The organism is Mannheimia glucosida (assembly GCF_046267875.1).
GTDB classification, from domain to species: domain Bacteria; phylum Pseudomonadota; class Gammaproteobacteria; order Enterobacterales; family Pasteurellaceae; genus Mannheimia; species Mannheimia glucosida.
Genome location: NZ_CP176502.1, coordinates 1,443,486 through 1,460,549 on the forward strand (window position 1 = coordinate 1,443,486; position 17,064 = coordinate 1,460,549).

Consider the following 17,064-nt stretch of genomic DNA (forward strand, 5'->3'; position numbering starts at 1 on the left):
AATAAATTCACATATATTTCTCTAATGAAACCTATTTTTGCTAAAGCCCCCTCTTTAGGGATGCGCCTGATTATCGCAGTGATATTTTCTATTATGCTGATTATTTCCGATGGGCGTAGCTCTTTAATGATTCAAGCGCGTAATCTATTAGAAACCGCGGTAAGTGGATTATATTATTTTGCTAATACCCCCCGTTCAATTTTAGATGGGGTAAGTGGCAATTTTATTGATAATAATAAATTACAGCTTGAGAATAATTTATTAAAAGAGCAGCTAAGAGAAAAAAGTGCCGATTTATTATTGCTTGATCAGCTAAAGGTTGAAAATCAGCGTTTAAGATTGTTATTGAGTTCTCCGCTTCGCCAAGATGAGTATAAAAAAATTGCTGAAGTATTAGCTGCTGAGATGGATGCTTATCGTCAGCAAGTAGTGATTAATCAAGGGCGTTTAGACGGTGCTTTTGTCGGGCAACCTATTATTGATGAAAGAGGTGTTGTTGGACAAGTCATTTCTGTAGGAGAAAAATCTAGCCGTGTTTTATTGCTCTCTGATATTACTCATGCTATTCCTGTTCAAGTGCTACGCAATGATGTACGTGGAATTGCCAGTGGTACAGGGGTGAATAATGAATTGGTCATTGATAACTTGCCTCGTTCTATTGATGTAGTAAAAGGTGATGTGCTAGTTACCTCGGGCTTAGGTGGACGTTTCCCTGAGGGATATCCTGTGGCGATTGTAGAAACGGTTGAAAATGATACCAAAAGTCAATTTGCCAGGATTGTTGCACGTCCGTTAGCCTCATTTGATCGCTTACGTTACTTATTACTGCTTTGGCCGACAGCGGAAGAGAAAAACTACTCCCAAAGCTTGTCGCCAGCGCAAGTACGTGAAGTTGTTGAAGAAAGACGTAATAGCGTGAATCCATTTGAACGTTTAAAACAGATGTCTAACAAGAAAACTGAAGTGCAGTTAGAGGCAAAAGAAGAACAAATAGAGAATGATGAGATAAATGAGAATCCGGCAGCACAACCAGAAGCGGAAAATGAACAAAACTATCATACGGAAGAAGGAGCGGAATAATGAGAACAAACCCGATTTTTCAGATCCTTGTGATAATTGCGATTTTTGTGGTTGCTTTTGTACTTGAGATTATGCCTTGGCCGGTGGGATTCCAAGGGCTACGCCCTACTTGGGTCGTTTTGGTGTTAATTTATTGGGCATTGGCATTACCTGATAAAATGAGTGTGGGGACAGCTTTTGTTGCCGGTATCGTCTGGGATCTGATTCTTGGCTCGATTTTAGGCATCCACGCCTTAGTGTTATCGGTGGCGATTTATTTTGTTGCGAAATACCATCTGATTTTACGGAACTTATCGCTATGGCTACAAAGCCTATTAGTAATGGCATATATTGTGCTGATCCGTTTCTTTATTTTCGTGATTGAATACATTTTACACAGTGCCGAATTTAATTCACAGGAATTGTTAGGTGCTGTAATTAGTGGTGTGCTTTGGCCTTGGATTTTCTTATTAATGCGCCATATTCGCCGCCAATTACGTTTACGCTAAGAGGTTGAAATGAGCAGTTTGTCTTTTGATTTTAGTGAGGATTTTCGACCGCTTGCAGCCAAAATGCGACCTCGCAACTTGGCTGAATATGTCGGGCAATCTCATTTAATTGGTGAAGGCAAACCGTTACGCAGAGCGATTGAAGCCGGGCATAGCCATTCAATGATTTTTTGGGGGCCTCCGGGTACCGGAAAAACAACCTTAGCCGAAATCATTGCTCATCATCTTAATGCGGAAGTAGAACGTATTTCCGCTGTGACTAGTGGCGTAAAAGAGATCAGAGAGGCGATTGAACAAGCCAAATTAAACCGCCAAGCCGGCAGACGAACGCTGCTTTTTGTGGATGAAGTTCACCGTTTTAACAAAAGCCAGCAAGATGCGTTTTTGCCGCATATTGAAGACGGCACTATTATTTTTATTGGTGCAACTACTGAAAATCCCTCTTTTGAGCTAAATAACGCACTGCTTTCCCGAGCTAGAATTTATATTTTAAAGCCGTTACAAGCGGTCGAAATTCTAAAAATTTTGCAAATGGCGATAGCGGATACCGAACGTGGTTTAGGCAATGAAACTTTGGTACTTGAAGATGATGTGCTGACACTACTTGCCGATTATGTCAATGGCGATGCTCGTTTTGCCTTGAATTGCTTGGAATTAATGGTCGATATGGCACAAGATTCGGCTCAGGGAAAAGTGCTGAATAAAAGTTTGCTGACCGAAGTGTTAGGCGAACGACAAGCTCGTTTTGATAAGGGCGGTGATCGTTACTACGATCTCATTTCTGCTTTACACAAATCTATTCGAGGCTCATCAGCCGATGGAGCATTATACTGGTATGCCCGAATTTTAACCGCCGGTGGTGATCCGCTTTATGTGGCAAGAAGACTGCTTGCGATTGCCTCTGAAGATATTGGTAATGCCGACCCTCGAGCAATGCAAATTGCGATTGCCGCTTGGGATTGCTTTACCCGAGTAGGAGCTTATGAAGGCGAAAGAGCCATTGCCCAAGCGATTATTTATTTGGCAGTTGCACCGAAAAGTAATGCAGTCTATCAAGCCTTCAATGAAGCAAAACGCCTTGCTAAAGAAGCAAAAGACTACGATGTGCCGGCGCATTTGCGTAATGCCCCCACTCAATTAATGAAATCCTTAGGCTATGGCGAAGAGTATCGCTATGCTCACAATGAGACAAACGCTTATGCCGCTGGGGAGAATTATTTCCCGCCTGAGTTGAAAGATACCGAATTCTATTTCCCGAGTGAGCGGGGAATGGAAAAACAGATTAAAGAAAAAATGGCGTGGCTGAAAGCACAAGATCAAGCCAGCCCGATTCAACGTTATAAATAAGTGCGACAAGCGGTCGAAATCAGCAAAAAATTTGCAAATTTTCCTTAAAAAATGACCGCTTGTTTTCATATCTTGAGAACCAATATGTTTGATATTTTATTTCCTGCCTGGCTTGCCGGCGTTTTGTTAGCTTTTATCACCGCACCTCTAGGGGCTTTTGTGGTGTGGCGAAAAATGGCGTATTTCGGTGATACCCTTTCTCATTCTGCATTGCTCGGCGTGGCATTAGGGATTTTTTTAGAACTCGATCCTTATCTTGCTGTGATTGGAATGACTATTATCCTTGCACTCTTGCTAGTTTGGCTGGAGCAAAAAACTAATTATTCGGTGGATACTGTGCTGGGGATTATCGCCCATACCAGTCTTTCTCTCGGGGTGATCACCATTAGTTTGTTGGATAATGTACGAGTGGATCTGATGTCTTACTTATTCGGCGATTTACTGGCAATTAATTTTTCTGATGTGGTGTTTATAGGCATTGGTGCAGCCTTGATTTGTCTGATTTTAATGCTGTTTTGGAAGCGGTTGTTGTCGATTACCATCAGCCCGGAACTTGCTCAAATTGAAGGCTTAAATGTGGCTCGTTTACGTTTATTGCTGATGATTTTAACCGCATTAACCATCGCATTAAGTATGAAATTTGTCGGAGCGTTAATTATTACCTCACTACTGATTATTCCTTCCGCCACGGCAAGACGCTTTGCTAAAACGCCTGAAAAAATGGTGTTGATTGCGATTTTCTTCAGTATTATTGCAGTCAGCGGCGGTTTATTGTTATCCGGTTGGAAAGATACACCGGCAGGGCCTTCGGTAGTCATTTGTGCCGGCTTGATTTTTCTATTATCGCTATTCAAAAAAGAATACCATTAAACAGCATAATGTATGAAAATAAAGCATAAGATTTTTATGTAAAGAGCATTGAATTTTCTAATCAATCTGTTTAAATGTAACAATTATTTTTTGTTGTAAATTATTTGGTTTTTAAGAAGCAAATTATGTGTCAATTACTTGGAATGAATTGTAATACGCCAACTGATATTACTTTTTCTTTTGATGGATTTCGCCGTCGGGGTGGGCTGACGGATCACCATACTGATGGGTTTGGAATTGCCTTTTTTGAAGGCAAAGGGGTACGGGTTTTTCGTGATAACCGACCGGGGGCATCATCGCCGATGGCAGAAGCAATCAGCCAATATCAAATTAAATCGCTCAATGTGATTGCACATATTCGTAAAGCCACTCGTGGAGATGTAAATCTAGAAAATACCCACCCCTTTATTCGTGAATTATGGGGCGAAAACTGGGTTTTTGCCCATAACGGCACAGTAGAAGGTGTCGGCGTCTGCGAAGAGTGCCACTATCAGCCGATTGGCACCACCGATTCTGAAGCGGCATTTTGCCGTATTGTGTCGGAATTAAAAGAGATGCACCCGGCTAAGCCGAGCGAGAAAGAAATTTTTGATGCGGTGGTGCAAATTACTTCAAGAATTGCAGAACACGGGGTGTTTAACTTTGTTTTATCCAACGGTCATTGGATGATTGCCCGCTGTACGACCAATCTGCACTATGTTTGCCGCAAAGCTCCGTTTGGTAAAGCATTGCGTGATGATGATGTGTCGATTGATTTTAGCCAATACACCAAAATTACCGATAAAGTGACGATTATTACCACCCAGCCACTTACCAAAAATGAAAACTGGACCAAAATGAAAAACGGTGGCTATGTTTTCTTCAAAGACGGCGATGTAGTATATGAAATTGAAGGCACATTGCCGGAAGCTAATCCCCACGTTTAATCACTAAAAAAACCTAGCTTCGGCTAGGTTTTTTCTTAGTTTTCACGCTTAACAATAAAATTAGCCAACTCTTTTAATGCGGTGGTATCGAAAGGTAACTGTTCAAGCGAATGCAGAGCAGTTTGATAAAGCATTTTGGCTTTTTGTTTTGCACCGTCTAAGCCTAACAGTTTTGGATAGGTGCTTTTATTTAAGTGTTCATCTGAACCTACTGTTTTGCCGATTTTATCGGTTTCGCCAACCACGTCTAAAATATCATCTTGCACCTGAAAGGCTAAGCCAATCGCTTTGGCATAGTTTACAAGCGGTTTTTTTATGGCTACATTTTGCGAATGTTCGGAAAGGTTCAATCCCATCATCACGGATGACAGTATCAATGCACCGGTTTTGTTGCGATGAATTAATTCAAGCTCTTCCAAGCTCACTGCTTTATTTTCCGCAACCAAATCCAAACTTTGCCCTAAGCACATTCCTTTTGCACCGGAAGCAGTTGCTAATTCTGTAACTTGAGCGACTTTTTCTCGGTCGGTCAAATGCGGATCGGTTGCCAGCAGTTCAAACGCAAAACTTTGTAACGCATCACCGGCTAAAATAGCGGTAGCTTCATCAAAGGCAATATGGCAGGTTGGCTTGCCACGGCGTAATCTATCATCGTCCATTGCAGGTAAATCATCGTGAACCAGCGAGTAAGCGTGAATAGCCTCCATTGCCGCCGCACTATGATCTAATTTTTCCAACGGCACACCAAGCATTCTGCCGGTGGCATAGATTAAAAACGGTCGCACCCGTTTACCGCCCAGCAATACCGCATAAGCCATTGCTTCTACTAAAGGCGAACCAACGCTATCTGTCGTGTTTAATTTTTCAGCGAGAAAATGGTTAATTCGTTGTTGCAGGTGAGTCAGATCGGTTGCTAATAGATAGCTCATTGTGATTATTCTCTTTCGTAATCGCTAAGTGGGGCAGTATCGTTTTTATTTAATAAGATTTGAATACGTTGCTCGGCTTTTTGTAACCGTTCTTGCCCTTGTTGCACTAATTTGATTGCAGTTTCAAATTCGTTGAGGGCATCTTCAAGCGGTAAATCACCGGATTCCAAATGGGTAACGATTGCTTCTAATTCTTTAAGTGTGCTTTCAAAATCTTGAGAGGGTTTCTTTGCCATTGCTACTGACCTATTGCTGTAAAGGTTGCTCAAGTTTACCGTTCTCACAAGGGATTTGCAAATTCCTTTTACTTTTCGACCGCTTGCAGGTATTGTAGTCGCATTTTAGCCAGAGGATTTTCTATGCGAGTTACCGAACTGAATATCTACCCGATAAAATCAACCCAAGCTATTCAAGTTTCACAGGCGTTTGTTGAGCCGAAAGGATTGAATCTTGACCGTGAATTTATGCTAACTGAGCCTAACGGCACATTTATTACTGCCCGTAAAGATCCGGAATTATACCGTTTAGCAGCTTTTCCGATTGCAAACGGGGTAATGATTACTCATACAAGCGGTCAAAAATGCGTTGCACTTTACCAAGATTTTGTGGAAGAGCAGAGTAGTGAAGTATGGGGAACGCATTTTAATGCCAAAGTGGCGGCAGAAGCAGTCAATCAATGGCTGAGCGAAGTTTTAGGCAGAGCTGTACAATTACGTTGGCTTGGTTCGCAAAGCCAACGCACTGTAGCGAATTTTGTCGATCACCCAATGAGTTTTGCCGATAGCAACCCGGTGAGTTTGATGTCTCTAAAATCGCTTGAGCAAGTGCAACAATGGTCGCCGATTCCGCTCGAAATGGCTCGTTTTCGCCCGAATATTGTGATTGATGGCAATTTTGCTTTTGAAGAAGAGCAGTGGCAACAAGTTCAAATTGGCGAAGTGCTATTTACCAAAGCGGCATTATGCACCCGCTGCATTTTGATTACACGGGATTTAACCACACTAGAATTAGACCCAAAATCAGAGCCGTTTAGAACTTTAAAAGAAAAACATTGTGATGAAAAAGGTAAACCGGTGTTCGGTATTCACCTTGTACCACAAAACAGTGGCGTGATCAGAGTAGGGGATAAGCTGATTGTGCGGTCTTAGAAAAAGCCCCTTCTTTTATTAGAAGGGGCAGCAAGAACGTCTATTTTAAGAATAGTGCCGCTGCACCACGAGTGCCGCCGGAGTCGCCGTGAATCGCTTTTTTGATGACCGGCACTTTTGCTGAACGCATTAAGCGTTTTGGTAACGCTTTTGGTAAGGCTTGGTAGATATAATCAAAGTTGGATAAACCACCACCGAATACAATCATATCCGGATCTAAAATCGTAATCAGATTTCCGATACTGATTGCCATTAGCTCAATATATTTTTCGACAAATTCCACTACTTTGGTTTCTTGTTGGTAGAAACGTTCGATAATCTCTTTAGCCGAGACTTTTTCTCCCACTAGATCATTAAACAGTAGCTCAAAACCTCGACCTGAAATATAGGTATCTAAACAGGCTTTATTACCACAGCCACATTCATAAATCGGGGCTTTATCCCAGCCGAGCAATTTGAGTGCGTGGTAGTTAAGTTGCATATGCCCAACTTCGCCCGCCATTCCGATTCTGCCTGAATGAATTTTACCGTCAAACACAAACCCACCACCAAAACCGGTGCCGATAATCAGCCCTAACACAGTTGAATAAGGCTTATTGCTTTCGTCCCATGCTTCAGACAGGGCAAAGCAGTTGGCATCATTTTCGGCACGCACTTCACGCCCTAAACATTCGGCTAAATCTTTCAGAATCGTTTTGCCGTCAGCCACCCGAATATTGGTAATTTCCGCAATGCCGGTTTCACGGTTTACAAAGCCCGGAATACCCAGCCCGACAGTGCCTTTTTCACCAAATTTGGCATCAGCGGTATCCACCAGCGTTTTAATTGCCATCAGCCAATCTTGATAATTAGTCTGCGGTGTCGGCACACGTTCGCTGTGTAGTTTCTCTAATTTTTCATTAAACGCGGCTAACTCAATTTTAGTGCCGCCCACATCTAAGCCATAATAAATTGCCATAATTACGCTCTCTTATGAAATAAATTGAAAGGATTTCTTCTTTCCAACCAAGGCACGAACCATACAAATAATGCCAAATTGGTTAGAAACGCAATTAAACTACTGGTGAATAAGTCAATCGGGTAGTGCATACCTAAACGCAAGCGGCTAATCAGCATTAACGCTGCCCAAGTAATTGCAAAAAAATGAGCCGAAACGACCGCTTGTCCTCGCATATTACGGCAGAATCCGACCACCAATAATAGCCAAGAAACCGCAAAAATAGTGTGGCCTGATGGGAAAGAATAGCCCACTTCTTTGGCTTGGTGAGTGGTAACGAAGTTTTGATTTGCACCGATTTTCTCTATCACTGCAAGCCCACGTTGTTCCCGTGTTAATTGATAAAAATCGTCAGTTTTCTCTTGGAAAAGGGCGCTAACAAAGGGGCGAGGCTCTTGAAAGCTCGATTTCATCGCTGTTTTGATTGCTTGAGTGGCTACCATTGAAGCGACACACACGGTGATCACAAAAATTAAAGAGTAGCGTTTGCGAACTACCCACGCCAGTAACAAGGCGAAAACCACACAGGTGATGATGGCATAAGGGACGGAGCCAGTTTCGGTAATTAAGAATAAAAAATAATCAAAACCGTATTCCGGGTATTGAATTGCCAAAGACCATTGCCAATTCGCCAGCCAAGTCACGACAGGAATGAGCAACATTGCAAGAGTATAAAGGGAGAATTTTTTAAACATAGAAAGTCCTATAAAAAACCGCTTGAAGACAAGCGGTTGAATTTTAAGAAATTTTTGCAATTAGATTGCTTTAGTCGCTTTCGGCAAGCTGATTTTTTTCTCTTCACTTTGGCGGTAAAGCACTAAAATATGCCCGATGGTTTGCACTTCAGCCGCTTTAGTTTCACGCAGAATGGCATCAATAATTAATTGCTTGGTTTCACGATCAGCCCCGGCAACTTTTACTTTAATCAGTTCGTGGTGATCTAGGGCGTTATCGATTTCAGCCAGCACGCCTTCGGTTAAGCCGTTACCACCCAGCATCACGACCGGGCTTAAATGATGTGCCAAGCCTTTTAAGTATTGTTTTTGTTTGGTTGTTAATGTAATTGACATTCTTTTTCCGTTAATTTGTTTTGTTGATAAAATTTGGCGTAGAAAATAGCACAAAAACCGCTTTTTTTAAAGTAAAATACAACGAATAGCAGAAAAACACACGACAAGAATAGAGAAGGATCAACTATGCCGACATTAAGTGTTGCAATGATTGTTAAAAATGAAGCTCAAGATTTACGGGATTGCCTTGACACGGTAAAAGATTGGGTTGACGAAATTGTGATTTTAGATAGTGGCAGTACCGATGAAACGCCACAAATTGCCGCTGAATACAACGCAAAGTTCTACACTAACACCGATTGGCAAGGTTTTGGCAAACAGCGTCAGTTAGCTCAACAATATGTGACCAGTGATTATGTACTTTGGCTTGATGCAGATGAGCGGGTAACGGCTGAACTGAAGCAATCTATTTTACAAGCGGTCAAAAATGATGAAAAAAATACCGTTTATCAAATCAGCCGCTTAAGCGAAGTCTTTGGCAAACAAATCCGTCATTCCGGTTGGTATCCGGATTATGTGGTGAGATTATATCGCACGGAATTTGCCAAATATGGCGATGAATTGGTACACGAAAAAGTGCATTACCCAAAAGAGGCAAAAATCCAAAAACTACAAGGCGATTTGCTACATTTTACCTATAAAGATATTCATCACTATTTGGTGAAATCGGCAAGTTACGCTAAAGCGTGGGCAATCCAACGGGCAAATGCAGGCAAAACAGCCAGCTTATTTGATGGCGTGACTCACGCTATTGGTTGTTTTGTGAAAATGTACCTATTAAAAGCCGGCTTTTTAGACGGCAAGCAAGGCTTTTTATTGGCCGTCCTTTCCGCACATTCTACTTTTGTAAAATATGCGGACTTATGGAATCGTACTCGGAAATGATACTTTTTAAGCACTCTCTCCACTTGTGGGAGAGAGGCTGATAAAATTGCGTGCAGCAATTTTATCAGAGAGAGGGGGTATTCCACATTCTCCGAATAAACGGTACTATCGTTTTTAATGCCTCAGAAATAGAAATTAAAGTTAAATTCATTTGTGAGGCTTTATCTGACGGCGGACAAAATGCAATATGTTTATCCGCATCATTAATCGGTTTCCAACGGCGAGGAATGGCAGAAAGTCGGCTCGGGTAGAAGCCGATGGTTGGAATATTTAACGCCCCACTAATATGTAACGGACCGGTTGAGCCGGCAATGAATAAATCTGCACAGGCGAGCGATCGGGTAAAATCTTTTAACCCATCATTTTTATCATAAACCACTACATTTTGGTGATTGATTTGTTGAGCTAACTGCTGGGCTTTTTCGCTTTCGCCTTTCCCTGCGGTGAGTACCACATAGCAATCAAATTCTGCCAAAATACCTTGAATTAACTCTGCATACTGTTCTATAGATAAATTATTTGCCGAACCACCGGTTGAACTATGCACAAATACCCACTTTTTAACGGTGGTAATATTGAGTTGTTCGCATAATTTTGCTTTTTGTACTTGGATGGTTTGCTGTTCAACGCTTAAGTATGGCGTGTGTGGTTCAATAATTTGGATATTGTGTTTGTTTAAAAAAGCACGGGCTAAATCCAAATTATATTCGGATTCCGCTTTTGCCGACTGAGAACGACGTTGGGTTAAACGGTGGTTATATAAAAATTGGAATAATTTAGTTGCTGGAGCTAGGCGGTATTTAATCCCACTTTGCCAGGTGAGCTTGGCATTATACCAGTCTGAAACAAAGCAAATAACCGCATCAAATTGCTCATTTTTAACCGCTTGTAAAATACGGTTAAATTCATTTTTATCTTTTTTATTCGCAGTATCAATAATAATCTTATCAATAGAAGGGCAAAGCTCGGCAAGTGGAGCTGTGTAACTTGGCACAAGAGCGGTAATTTCCACATTCGGCATTGATTGCTTCAACATAGCAAATGCTGGAAAGCAGACCATAAAGTCCCCAATTTTATCATTACGGATTACGAGTAGTTTTTTCATTCTGATTTTCTCTATTACTTTTAGGTTTTCAGTAAATTATAAGCGGTCAAATTTCACAAAAAATTTGCAAATCATCGGGCTAAATTTTAGATGAATTTTTACTACTTTTCAGCTAGAATATTTTGCTTGAACGTAAGCATTTGCGTTTGAATATTTTTACTTTCAAAATTTATAGGAATTCGTATGTCAGCAACAATTTTAGAAGCTTTACCTTTAGGGCAGAAAGTGGGTATCGCCTTTTCAGGCGGTTTAGATACCTCAGCAGCACTGTTATGGATGCGTAAAAAAGGGGCAGTGCCTTATGCGTACACCGCAAATTTAGGTCAGCCGGATGAAGATGATTACAACGCAATTCCGAAAAAAGCGATGGAATATGGGGCTGAAAATGCACGTTTAATCGACTGTCGCCAACAGTTAGCTCACGAAGGAATTGCCGCAATTCAATGTGGTGCCTTCCATATTTCAACCGGCGGTATTCCGTATTTCAACACCACGCCTCTTGGTCGTGCGGTAACCGGCACAATGTTGGTTGCAGCAATGAAAGAAGATGATGTGAATATTTGGGGCGATGGTTCAACCTTTAAAGGTAACGATATTGAGCGTTTCTATCGTTACGGTTTATTAACCAATCCAAAATTAAAAATTTATAAGCCGTGGTTAGACCAACTGTTCATTGATGAATTAGGTGGTCGTTTAGAAATGTCCAAATTCTTAATTGAAAACGGTTTTGACTATAAAATGTCGGTGGAAAAAGCCTACTCTACAGACTCGAATATGTTAGGTGCAACCCACGAGGCGAAAGATTTAGAAGAATTAAGCACCGGTATGAAGATCGTAAAACCGATTATGGGCGTGGCATTCTGGGACGAGTCAGTTGAAATTAAAGCGGAAACCGTTTCTGTTACCTTTGAAGAAGGTGTGCCGGTAGCGTTAAACGGTAAACGTATTGATGACGCTGTTGAATTAATTATGGAGGCGAACCGCATTGGTGGTCGCCACGGTTTGGGAATGTCAGACCAAATCGAAAACCGTATCATTGAAGCGAAATCTCGTGGTATTTACGAAGCACCGGGAATGGCATTATTACACATCGCCTATGAGCGTTTAGTCACCGGTATTCACAACGAAGATACGATTGAGCAATATCGCATTAACGGATTACGTTTAGGGCGTTTATTGTATCAAGGCCGCTGGTTTGACCCGCAAGCTTTAATGTTGCGTGAAACGGCTCAACGTTGGGTGGCAAAAGCGATTACCGGTACGGTCACGCTTGAGTTACGCCGTGGTAACGATTTCACTATTCTTAACACTGAATCGCCAAACTTAACCTACGAAGCAGAACGTTTAAGTATGGAAAAAGTAGAAGATGCACCGTTTACGCCGGCGGATCGTATTGGTCAATTAACAATGCGTAACTTAGATATTGTCGATACCCGTGGTAAATTAGCAGTTTATACCGATGCAGGTTTATTGGCGGCTAATAATAGCGTGATTCCACAACTTGGAAAAAAATAATCAGTTGATCTCCATTCTGATAACTTTTAGAATTTAGCCTAAAAGCTGCCCCAAAGTTAATGCTTTGGGGCTTTTATTTTCAAAGCGTGATGATGAAATTAGTTGAAATTTTTACAGACGGTTCTTGTTTAGGCAACCCCGGCAAAGGGGGGATTGGTATTTTGCTGCGTTATAACGGGTACGAAAAAACCGTGAGCAAAGGCTATTTTCAAACCACCAATAACCGAATGGAATTGCGGGCGGTGATTGAGGCTTTAGCAATGCTAAAAGAGCCTTGTAAGGTGCAACTCAATAGTGACAGCCAATATATGAAAAACGGGATCCAAAAATGGATTTTTAACTGGAAGAAAAATGACTGGAAAACCAGCGATAAAAAGCCAGTTAAAAATAAAGATTTATGGGTTGCTTTAGACCAAGAAATTCAACGCCACCAAATTGAATGGAGTTGGGTGAAAGGGCATTCAGGACATCGTGAAAATGAGATTTGCGATGAGCTGGCTAAACAAGGAGCAAATAATCCAACGTTGGACGATGTTGGTTATATTGCAGACTAGGTTTTACAAGCGGTCGGATTGTGTAAATTTTTTACCGAATTTAACCGCTTGTATTTGCATAAAGCACTTATTTTTAGCAAAATAGTGCTACGCAAACGTTTTCTTTTTTTGTAGAATAGGAGAGCTTTACGCTTTAAGGTGTGTTATGGTTGATTTAATTGTTATCGGAATCATTGCTTTTTCAGTGCTTATCAGTTTATGGCGAGGTTTTACCAATGAAGCATTATCGCTACTTGGTTGGGTAATCGCCTTTTTTGTGGCAAGCTCGTTTTATCCTTATTTAAGCGGTTATCTCACACAAATTAATTCGGTTTATTTGCAAAATTCAGAATTTTTACGCAATGGTATTGCAGCAGCGATTCTGTTCATTTTGACTTTAATTGTTTGTGGTGTGATCAACGGTTTATTAGGCAAAGTGATTGATTTGAGCGGAATGTCTATCACCGACCGTATTTTAGGCGGTGCTTTTGGGGCATTGCGTGGTATTTTAATTGTGTCGGCTATTTTATTTTTCTTAGATACCTTTACCCAAGCAAGCCAAACGGAATTATGGAAATCATCGCTATTAATTCCGCATTTTGACTTTATTGTGAAGTGGTTCTTTGAACAGTTACAAGCAAATTCCAGTTTTTTAAACACGACTAAATAAAGAGGTTTTTCTATATGTGCGGCATTGTCGGTATTATTGGGAACTCGCCGGTGAATCAGGCGATTTATGATGGTTTAACATTACTTCAACACCGAGGACAAGATGCCGCAGGTATCGTCACCATAGACGATGAAAATCGTTTCCGCTTACGCAAAGCTAACGGCTTAGTCAGCGATGTTTTCCAGCAAGAGCATATGGTGAGATTACAAGGTAATGTTGGAATTGGTCACGTTCGCTACCCAACAGCAGGTAGCTCAAGTGTGTCTGAAGCCCAGCCATTTTATGTCAATTCACCTTTCGGCATTACCTTAGTTCACAACGGTAATTTAACCAATAATGCGGAACTTAAAGAGCGTTTATACAACGAAGCCCGTCGTCACGTAAATACCAATTCCGATTCTGAATCCCTTCTTAATATTTTTGCTTACTTTTTAGATCTCTATTCCACTCAGCATTTAAGTCCAGATAATATCTTTGAAACGGTTCGTAAAACCAATGATAGCATTCGTGGTGCTTATGCTTGCATTGCGATGATTATCGGACACGGTATGGTTGCCTTCCGTGATCCATTCGGTATTCGCCCGTTAGTGTTGGGTAAACGTGAAATCGAGGGCAAAACCGAATATATGTTTGCTTCGGAAAGTGTGGCTCTTGATGTAGTCGGGTTTGAATTTGTGCGAGATGTACTGCCGGGTGAAGCGATTTATGTTACCTTTGATGGGCAATTACATTCGCAAATTTGTACCGATAATCCAAAACTGAATCCTTGTATTTTTGAATATGTCTATTTTGCCCGTCCTGATTCCGTCATTGATGGCGTTTCTGTATATTCTGCACGAGTGCATATGGGCGAATTATTAGGTGAGAAAATTAAACGTGAATGGGGACGAATTATCGATGATATTGATGTGGTGATCCCGATCCCTGAAACCTCAAATGATATTGCGGTACGTATTGCTAATATGTTGTATAAACCGTATCGTCAAGGGTTTGTTAAAAACCGCTATGTAGCTCGAACCTTTATTATGCCGGGGCAAGCTCAGCGTAAAAGCTCGGTTCGCCGTAAATTAAATGCGATTGCCTCGGAGTTTAAAGGTAAAAGTGTGTTATTGGTTGATGATTCTATTGTACGAGGCACAACGTCTGAACAAATTGTGGAAATGGCAAGAGCTGCCGGTGCAAAACGGGTTTATTTTGCCTCTGCCGCACCGGAAATTCGCTACCCGAATGTGTATGGCATTGATATGCCGACTTGTGAGGAATTAGTTGCTTATGATCGTTCGGTGGAAGAAGTGGCAGAGATGATTGGGGTGGATAAATTGATTTTCCAAGACCTTGAAGCACTTTATAAGTCTATTCAACTGGAAAATCCGACTATTCATCGCTTTGATGACTCTGTATTTACAGGAGAATATATTACAGGTGATGTAGATAAATGCTATTTAGACAGTATAGCAAGATCTCGAAACGATAAAGCAAAAGCAGAAGCTGCCAGACAAGCCACCAATTTAGAAATTCATAACGAAAGATAAAAGAAACTCGCAGTGAAAACTGCGAGTTTTTTACTATTGATTTTTCTTAGTGAGTGCATTTTCCATACTTTTATAAATCTCTTTATATCTAGGTTTAAATGTATCGCATTTTTCGGGATCTACATTTGCTTTTTGGTGATTTAAACGAGAATGCAGTAAATGGAAATACTCGGTAGAAAGCGTATCATTTTGCATCAGTTTCTGATTTTCCTCTCCGAGCAACTCTTTTAGAAGCTGATATTCAAAATATTGCATCGTTAAATTTTCAGCCAGATTCCAATTTGCGTAGATTTGCTGGTAACCGGGTTTAGCTAACTCAGGATAGATACATTGCTCAATATTATTGAGCTGGCGTATCAAAATTCTGACATCTATTTCTGAGATTTTATATTTAGGCTCAGTTGAAGCGGTTATATTTTGCAAATTATTTGCAAGCACGGCGCTCGGTAGAAGTAAGAATATGGCAGATAGTTTTTTTAACATAGTTACTCTGTATTAATTTAATACCCAAACACGGCCGTAATGTTTCATTAAACCTGCGATATGGCCTGCTTTATCGCCAATCCCTTGATATAAATCGAAGTGATGGCCTTTCACTGCACCGCCAACATCAAGAGCCACCATTAAACGCATTTCGTGTTTGCCGGTCCAATTTCCTTTGCTATCAATCAACGGCATTTCGACCAACAACACGCTACCTGATGGCACAATGCTACGATCTGATGCAACAGATGCAAGTGGTACTAACGGCACACCGGCAGAGCCTTTTACCTGACCGGTAGGATCGTTTTTAAAGAAAACATACGATGGATTACGCTCCAACAAACCTTGAACACGGCTAGGGTTACGTTGCCCCCATTCACGGATAGCCTGCACTGACATTTTCTCTTTCGGAATTTCGCCATCTTCTACTAATAAACGCCCAACGCTGGCATATTTAAAGCCATTTTGCCCTGCATAAGCAAAATAGTTTAAGCGACCATCGCCAAAGTCAACGTAACCGCTACCTTGAACACCTAATAAGAAGTTATCGAGCATTGAATTACTATAAGCCAGTTCTAAGCCCTGACCTTGCAATGCTCCTGCGTAAATTTCCGCCCGTGAAAAACGTTTGCTAGACGGCATCGCATAAATTGGGTATTGGTATTGCCCCTGAGGAGTTCTACGGGCTTTGATAACCGGCGAGTAATACCCTGTCATTAACACATTCTGATAGCCATCTTCGCCACGCATTAAACGAGTACTAATACCATATTTTGCTAAATCATTAATATTACCGCCCGATGAGATCCAACGACTGATTTTTCCGTAAGCGATAGCATAAGAATCTGCCAAGCTACTATAGGCTCTGACATTAGAAAGCTGCTGTAAAAAGTCTCGTTGATTAACAGGAGCAGCATTTAATCCTAAACGTCCAGCTTGAAAATGTGTGCCATAAGGCATAAAGTGACGACCATTATATTTTGCTCCAAATTTAGCTTTTTCCGCATCATAAGAGGTTGTTTTGCCTTTTTGGCCTGAAGACGAACACGCCACTAATACCGTTGCAATCGCTACCACGCTAGCTGCCGCAATAGCTTTTTTATATGCTTTCCAATTCATCGAATATCCTTGTATCGTTAATAAAATGTGAAAAATAAACAGAAGAATAGCAAAAACAGCGACAAAATAAAACCAGAATATAATTTGATCGTTTTTACAACGATAAGCGTATTTTTATACTATATCTGTTGAAATTTACATCACTTAGAGTAATTTTGTATGATTTTACTTGTCATTATGTCAAATTGATATATTATAGCCTCATCAGACGCGGGGTGGAGCAGCTTGGTAGCTCGTCGGGCTCATAACCCGAAGGTCGTTGGTTCAAATCCAGCCCCCGCAACCACATTCCAAACCCTCGATAGTGAATCACATCGAGGGTTTTCGTTTTATTTGCCAAAAAACAGCAAAAAATAACCGCTTGTTG

General features: G+C 41.1%; 19 protein-coding genes and 1 tRNA gene. 12 read left to right on the forward strand and 8 right to left on the reverse strand.

Annotated features, from left to right (window positions below; translation table 11 throughout):
* Positions 1-24 precede the first annotated feature (24 nt).
* The 5 genes from mreC (at position 25) to ACJ7Z2_RS07030 (ending at position 4,711) form a co-directional block, all read left to right on the forward strand.
* Positions 25-1,080 carry a rod shape-determining protein MreC gene (gene mreC, locus ACJ7Z2_RS07010; protein WP_006248956.1) on the forward strand — a complete coding sequence of 352 codons (1,056 nt, stop codon included), beginning with the start codon at positions 25-27 and terminating at the stop codon, positions 1,078-1,080.
* Positions 1,080-1,568 (forward strand): rod shape-determining protein MreD, encoded by a 489-nt coding sequence (gene mreD / locus ACJ7Z2_RS07015; protein ID WP_409499787.1) that lies wholly within the window; start codon positions 1,080-1,082, stop codon positions 1,566-1,568. Before mreC ends, mreD begins: the two co-directional genes overlap by 1 nt.
* Before the next feature lie 9 nt (positions 1,569-1,577).
* Entirely contained in the window at positions 1,578-2,915 is a 1,338-nt protein-coding gene (locus ACJ7Z2_RS07020; RefSeq protein ID WP_409499788.1) for a replication-associated recombination protein A, read from the forward strand.
* An 84-nt stretch (positions 2,916-2,999) separates the two neighbouring features.
* Complete coding sequence (znuB, locus tag ACJ7Z2_RS07025) at positions 3,000-3,785, forward strand: zinc ABC transporter permease subunit ZnuB (RefSeq protein WP_409499789.1); 786 nt, start codon at positions 3,000-3,002, stop codon at positions 3,783-3,785.
* A 125-nt stretch (positions 3,786-3,910) separates the two neighbouring features.
* Positions 3,911-4,711: a class II glutamine amidotransferase gene (locus ACJ7Z2_RS07030; protein ID WP_409499790.1), complete on the forward strand. Its 801-nt coding sequence runs from the start codon at positions 3,911-3,913 to the stop codon at positions 4,709-4,711.
* A 35-nt stretch (positions 4,712-4,746) separates the two neighbouring features.
* On the opposite strand, the gene ispA is transcribed toward ACJ7Z2_RS07030, so the two are convergent.
* Complete coding sequence (gene ispA / locus ACJ7Z2_RS07035; protein WP_409499791.1) at positions 4,747-5,640, reverse strand: (2E,6E)-farnesyl diphosphate synthase; 894 nt, start codon at positions 5,638-5,640, stop codon at positions 4,747-4,749.
* A 5-nt stretch (positions 5,641-5,645) separates the two neighbouring features.
* Positions 5,646-5,876 carry an exodeoxyribonuclease VII small subunit gene (gene xseB / locus ACJ7Z2_RS07040; RefSeq protein ID WP_126302172.1) on the reverse strand — a complete coding sequence of 77 codons (231 nt, stop codon included), beginning with the start codon at positions 5,874-5,876 and terminating at the stop codon, positions 5,646-5,648.
* Positions 5,877-5,999: 123 nt separating this feature from the next.
* On the opposite strand from xseB, the gene ACJ7Z2_RS07045 reads away from it, so the two are divergent.
* The gene (locus ACJ7Z2_RS07045) at positions 6,000-6,788 is read left to right on the forward strand and encodes an MOSC domain-containing protein (protein ID WP_409499792.1); all 789 of its coding nucleotides are present in this window, start codon (positions 6,000-6,002) and stop codon (positions 6,786-6,788) included.
* A gap of 40 nt (positions 6,789-6,828) precedes the next feature.
* Here ACJ7Z2_RS07045 and nagK read toward each other — a convergent pair whose 3' ends face one another.
* Genes nagK through yhbY form a run of 3 tightly spaced genes read right to left on the reverse strand, consistent with a single transcriptional unit; the run spans position 6,829 to position 8,855 of the window.
* Entirely contained in the window at positions 6,829-7,746 is a 918-nt protein-coding gene (gene nagK, locus ACJ7Z2_RS07050) for an N-acetylglucosamine kinase (RefSeq protein WP_409499793.1), read from the reverse strand.
* Positions 7,747-7,748: 2 nt separating this feature from the next.
* Positions 7,749-8,480, reverse strand: coding sequence for a phosphatase PAP2 family protein (locus ACJ7Z2_RS07055; protein ID WP_409499794.1), 732 nt, complete (start codon positions 8,478-8,480; stop codon positions 7,749-7,751).
* Positions 8,481-8,540: 60 nt separating this feature from the next.
* Positions 8,541-8,855, reverse strand: a complete 315-nt coding sequence (gene yhbY, locus ACJ7Z2_RS07060; RefSeq protein ID WP_409499795.1) for a ribosome assembly RNA-binding protein YhbY — start codon at positions 8,853-8,855, stop codon at positions 8,541-8,543.
* 126 nt (positions 8,856-8,981) lie between these two features.
* Between yhbY and ACJ7Z2_RS07065 the strand changes: the two genes are divergently transcribed.
* Positions 8,982-9,740 (forward strand): glycosyltransferase family 2 protein, encoded by a 759-nt coding sequence (locus tag ACJ7Z2_RS07065; protein ID WP_409499796.1) that lies wholly within the window; start codon positions 8,982-8,984, stop codon positions 9,738-9,740.
* Between the two features lie 64 nt (positions 9,741-9,804).
* Here ACJ7Z2_RS07065 and ACJ7Z2_RS07070 read toward each other — a convergent pair whose 3' ends face one another.
* Positions 9,805-10,845 carry a glycosyltransferase family 9 protein gene (locus tag ACJ7Z2_RS07070; protein ID WP_409499797.1) on the reverse strand — a complete coding sequence of 347 codons (1,041 nt, stop codon included), beginning with the start codon at positions 10,843-10,845 and terminating at the stop codon, positions 9,805-9,807.
* A 183-nt stretch (positions 10,846-11,028) separates the two neighbouring features.
* Between ACJ7Z2_RS07070 and argG the strand changes: the two genes are divergently transcribed.
* The 4 genes from argG (at position 11,029) to purF (ending at position 15,095) form a co-directional block, all read left to right on the forward strand.
* Complete coding sequence (argG, locus tag ACJ7Z2_RS07075) at positions 11,029-12,360, forward strand: argininosuccinate synthase (RefSeq protein WP_006248842.1); 1,332 nt, start codon at positions 11,029-11,031, stop codon at positions 12,358-12,360.
* Positions 12,361-12,452: 92 nt separating this feature from the next.
* A complete protein-coding gene (rnhA, locus tag ACJ7Z2_RS07080; RefSeq protein WP_031192856.1) occupies positions 12,453-12,914 on the forward strand; it encodes a ribonuclease HI in 462 nt (153 codons plus the stop codon).
* A gap of 145 nt (positions 12,915-13,059) precedes the next feature.
* On the forward strand, positions 13,060-13,563 hold the full coding sequence (locus ACJ7Z2_RS07085; RefSeq protein WP_006248845.1) for a CvpA family protein: 504 nt from the start codon (positions 13,060-13,062) through the stop codon (positions 13,561-13,563).
* Positions 13,564-13,577: 14 nt separating this feature from the next.
* Positions 13,578-15,095: an amidophosphoribosyltransferase gene (purF, locus tag ACJ7Z2_RS07090; protein WP_409499798.1), complete on the forward strand. Its 1,518-nt coding sequence runs from the start codon at positions 13,578-13,580 to the stop codon at positions 15,093-15,095.
* A gap of 33 nt (positions 15,096-15,128) precedes the next feature.
* Here the strand turns inward: purF and ACJ7Z2_RS07095 are convergent, their stop codons facing one another.
* Positions 15,129-15,578, reverse strand: a complete 450-nt coding sequence (locus ACJ7Z2_RS07095) for a DUF5358 family protein (RefSeq protein WP_006248847.1) — start codon at positions 15,576-15,578, stop codon at positions 15,129-15,131.
* Positions 15,579-15,590: 12 nt separating this feature from the next.
* Positions 15,591-16,697 carry a murein transglycosylase A gene (gene mltA / locus ACJ7Z2_RS07100; protein WP_409499799.1) on the reverse strand — a complete coding sequence of 369 codons (1,107 nt, stop codon included), beginning with the start codon at positions 16,695-16,697 and terminating at the stop codon, positions 15,591-15,593.
* Between the two features lie 209 nt (positions 16,698-16,906).
* Here mltA and ACJ7Z2_RS07105 point away from each other — a divergent pair.
* Positions 16,907-16,983: transfer RNA gene (locus ACJ7Z2_RS07105), tRNA-Met, on the forward strand.
* Positions 16,984-17,064 lie beyond the last annotated feature (81 nt).

Coding starts and splice junctions, on each gene's coding strand:
- nagK (WP_409499793.1), bottom strand. CDS start 7,746: ATGGCAATTTATTATGGCTTAGATGTGGGCGGCACTAAAATTGAGTTA.
- xseB (WP_126302172.1), bottom strand. CDS start 5,876: ATGGCAAAGAAACCCTCTCAAGATTTTGAAAGCACACTTAAAGAATTA.
- ACJ7Z2_RS07085 (WP_006248845.1), top strand. CDS start 13,060: ATGGTTGATTTAATTGTTATCGGAATCATTGCTTTTTCAGTGCTTATC.
- ACJ7Z2_RS07020 (WP_409499788.1), top strand. CDS start 1,578: ATGAGCAGTTTGTCTTTTGATTTTAGTGAGGATTTTCGACCGCTTGCA.
- purF (WP_409499798.1), top strand. CDS start 13,578: ATGTGCGGCATTGTCGGTATTATTGGGAACTCGCCGGTGAATCAGGCG.
- mreC (WP_006248956.1), top strand. CDS start 25: ATGAAACCTATTTTTGCTAAAGCCCCCTCTTTAGGGATGCGCCTGATT.
- ACJ7Z2_RS07045 (WP_409499792.1), top strand. CDS start 6,000: ATGCGAGTTACCGAACTGAATATCTACCCGATAAAATCAACCCAAGCT.
- ACJ7Z2_RS07030 (WP_409499790.1), top strand. CDS start 3,911: ATGTGTCAATTACTTGGAATGAATTGTAATACGCCAACTGATATTACT.
- rnhA (WP_031192856.1), top strand. CDS start 12,453: ATGAAATTAGTTGAAATTTTTACAGACGGTTCTTGTTTAGGCAACCCC.
- ACJ7Z2_RS07055 (WP_409499794.1), bottom strand. CDS start 8,480: ATGTTTAAAAAATTCTCCCTTTATACTCTTGCAATGTTGCTCATTCCT.
- ACJ7Z2_RS07065 (WP_409499796.1), top strand. CDS start 8,982: ATGCCGACATTAAGTGTTGCAATGATTGTTAAAAATGAAGCTCAAGAT.
- znuB (WP_409499789.1), top strand. CDS start 3,000: ATGTTTGATATTTTATTTCCTGCCTGGCTTGCCGGCGTTTTGTTAGCT.
- yhbY (WP_409499795.1), bottom strand. CDS start 8,855: ATGTCAATTACATTAACAACCAAACAAAAACAATACTTAAAAGGCTTG.
- ACJ7Z2_RS07095 (WP_006248847.1), bottom strand. CDS start 15,578: ATGTTAAAAAAACTATCTGCCATATTCTTACTTCTACCGAGCGCCGTG.
- ACJ7Z2_RS07070 (WP_409499797.1), bottom strand. CDS start 10,845: ATGAAAAAACTACTCGTAATCCGTAATGATAAAATTGGGGACTTTATG.
- argG (WP_006248842.1), top strand. CDS start 11,029: ATGTCAGCAACAATTTTAGAAGCTTTACCTTTAGGGCAGAAAGTGGGT.
- mreD (WP_409499787.1), top strand. CDS start 1,080: ATGAGAACAAACCCGATTTTTCAGATCCTTGTGATAATTGCGATTTTT.
- mltA (WP_409499799.1), bottom strand. CDS start 16,697: ATGAATTGGAAAGCATATAAAAAAGCTATTGCGGCAGCTAGCGTGGTA.
- ispA (WP_409499791.1), bottom strand. CDS start 5,640: ATGAGCTATCTATTAGCAACCGATCTGACTCACCTGCAACAACGAATT.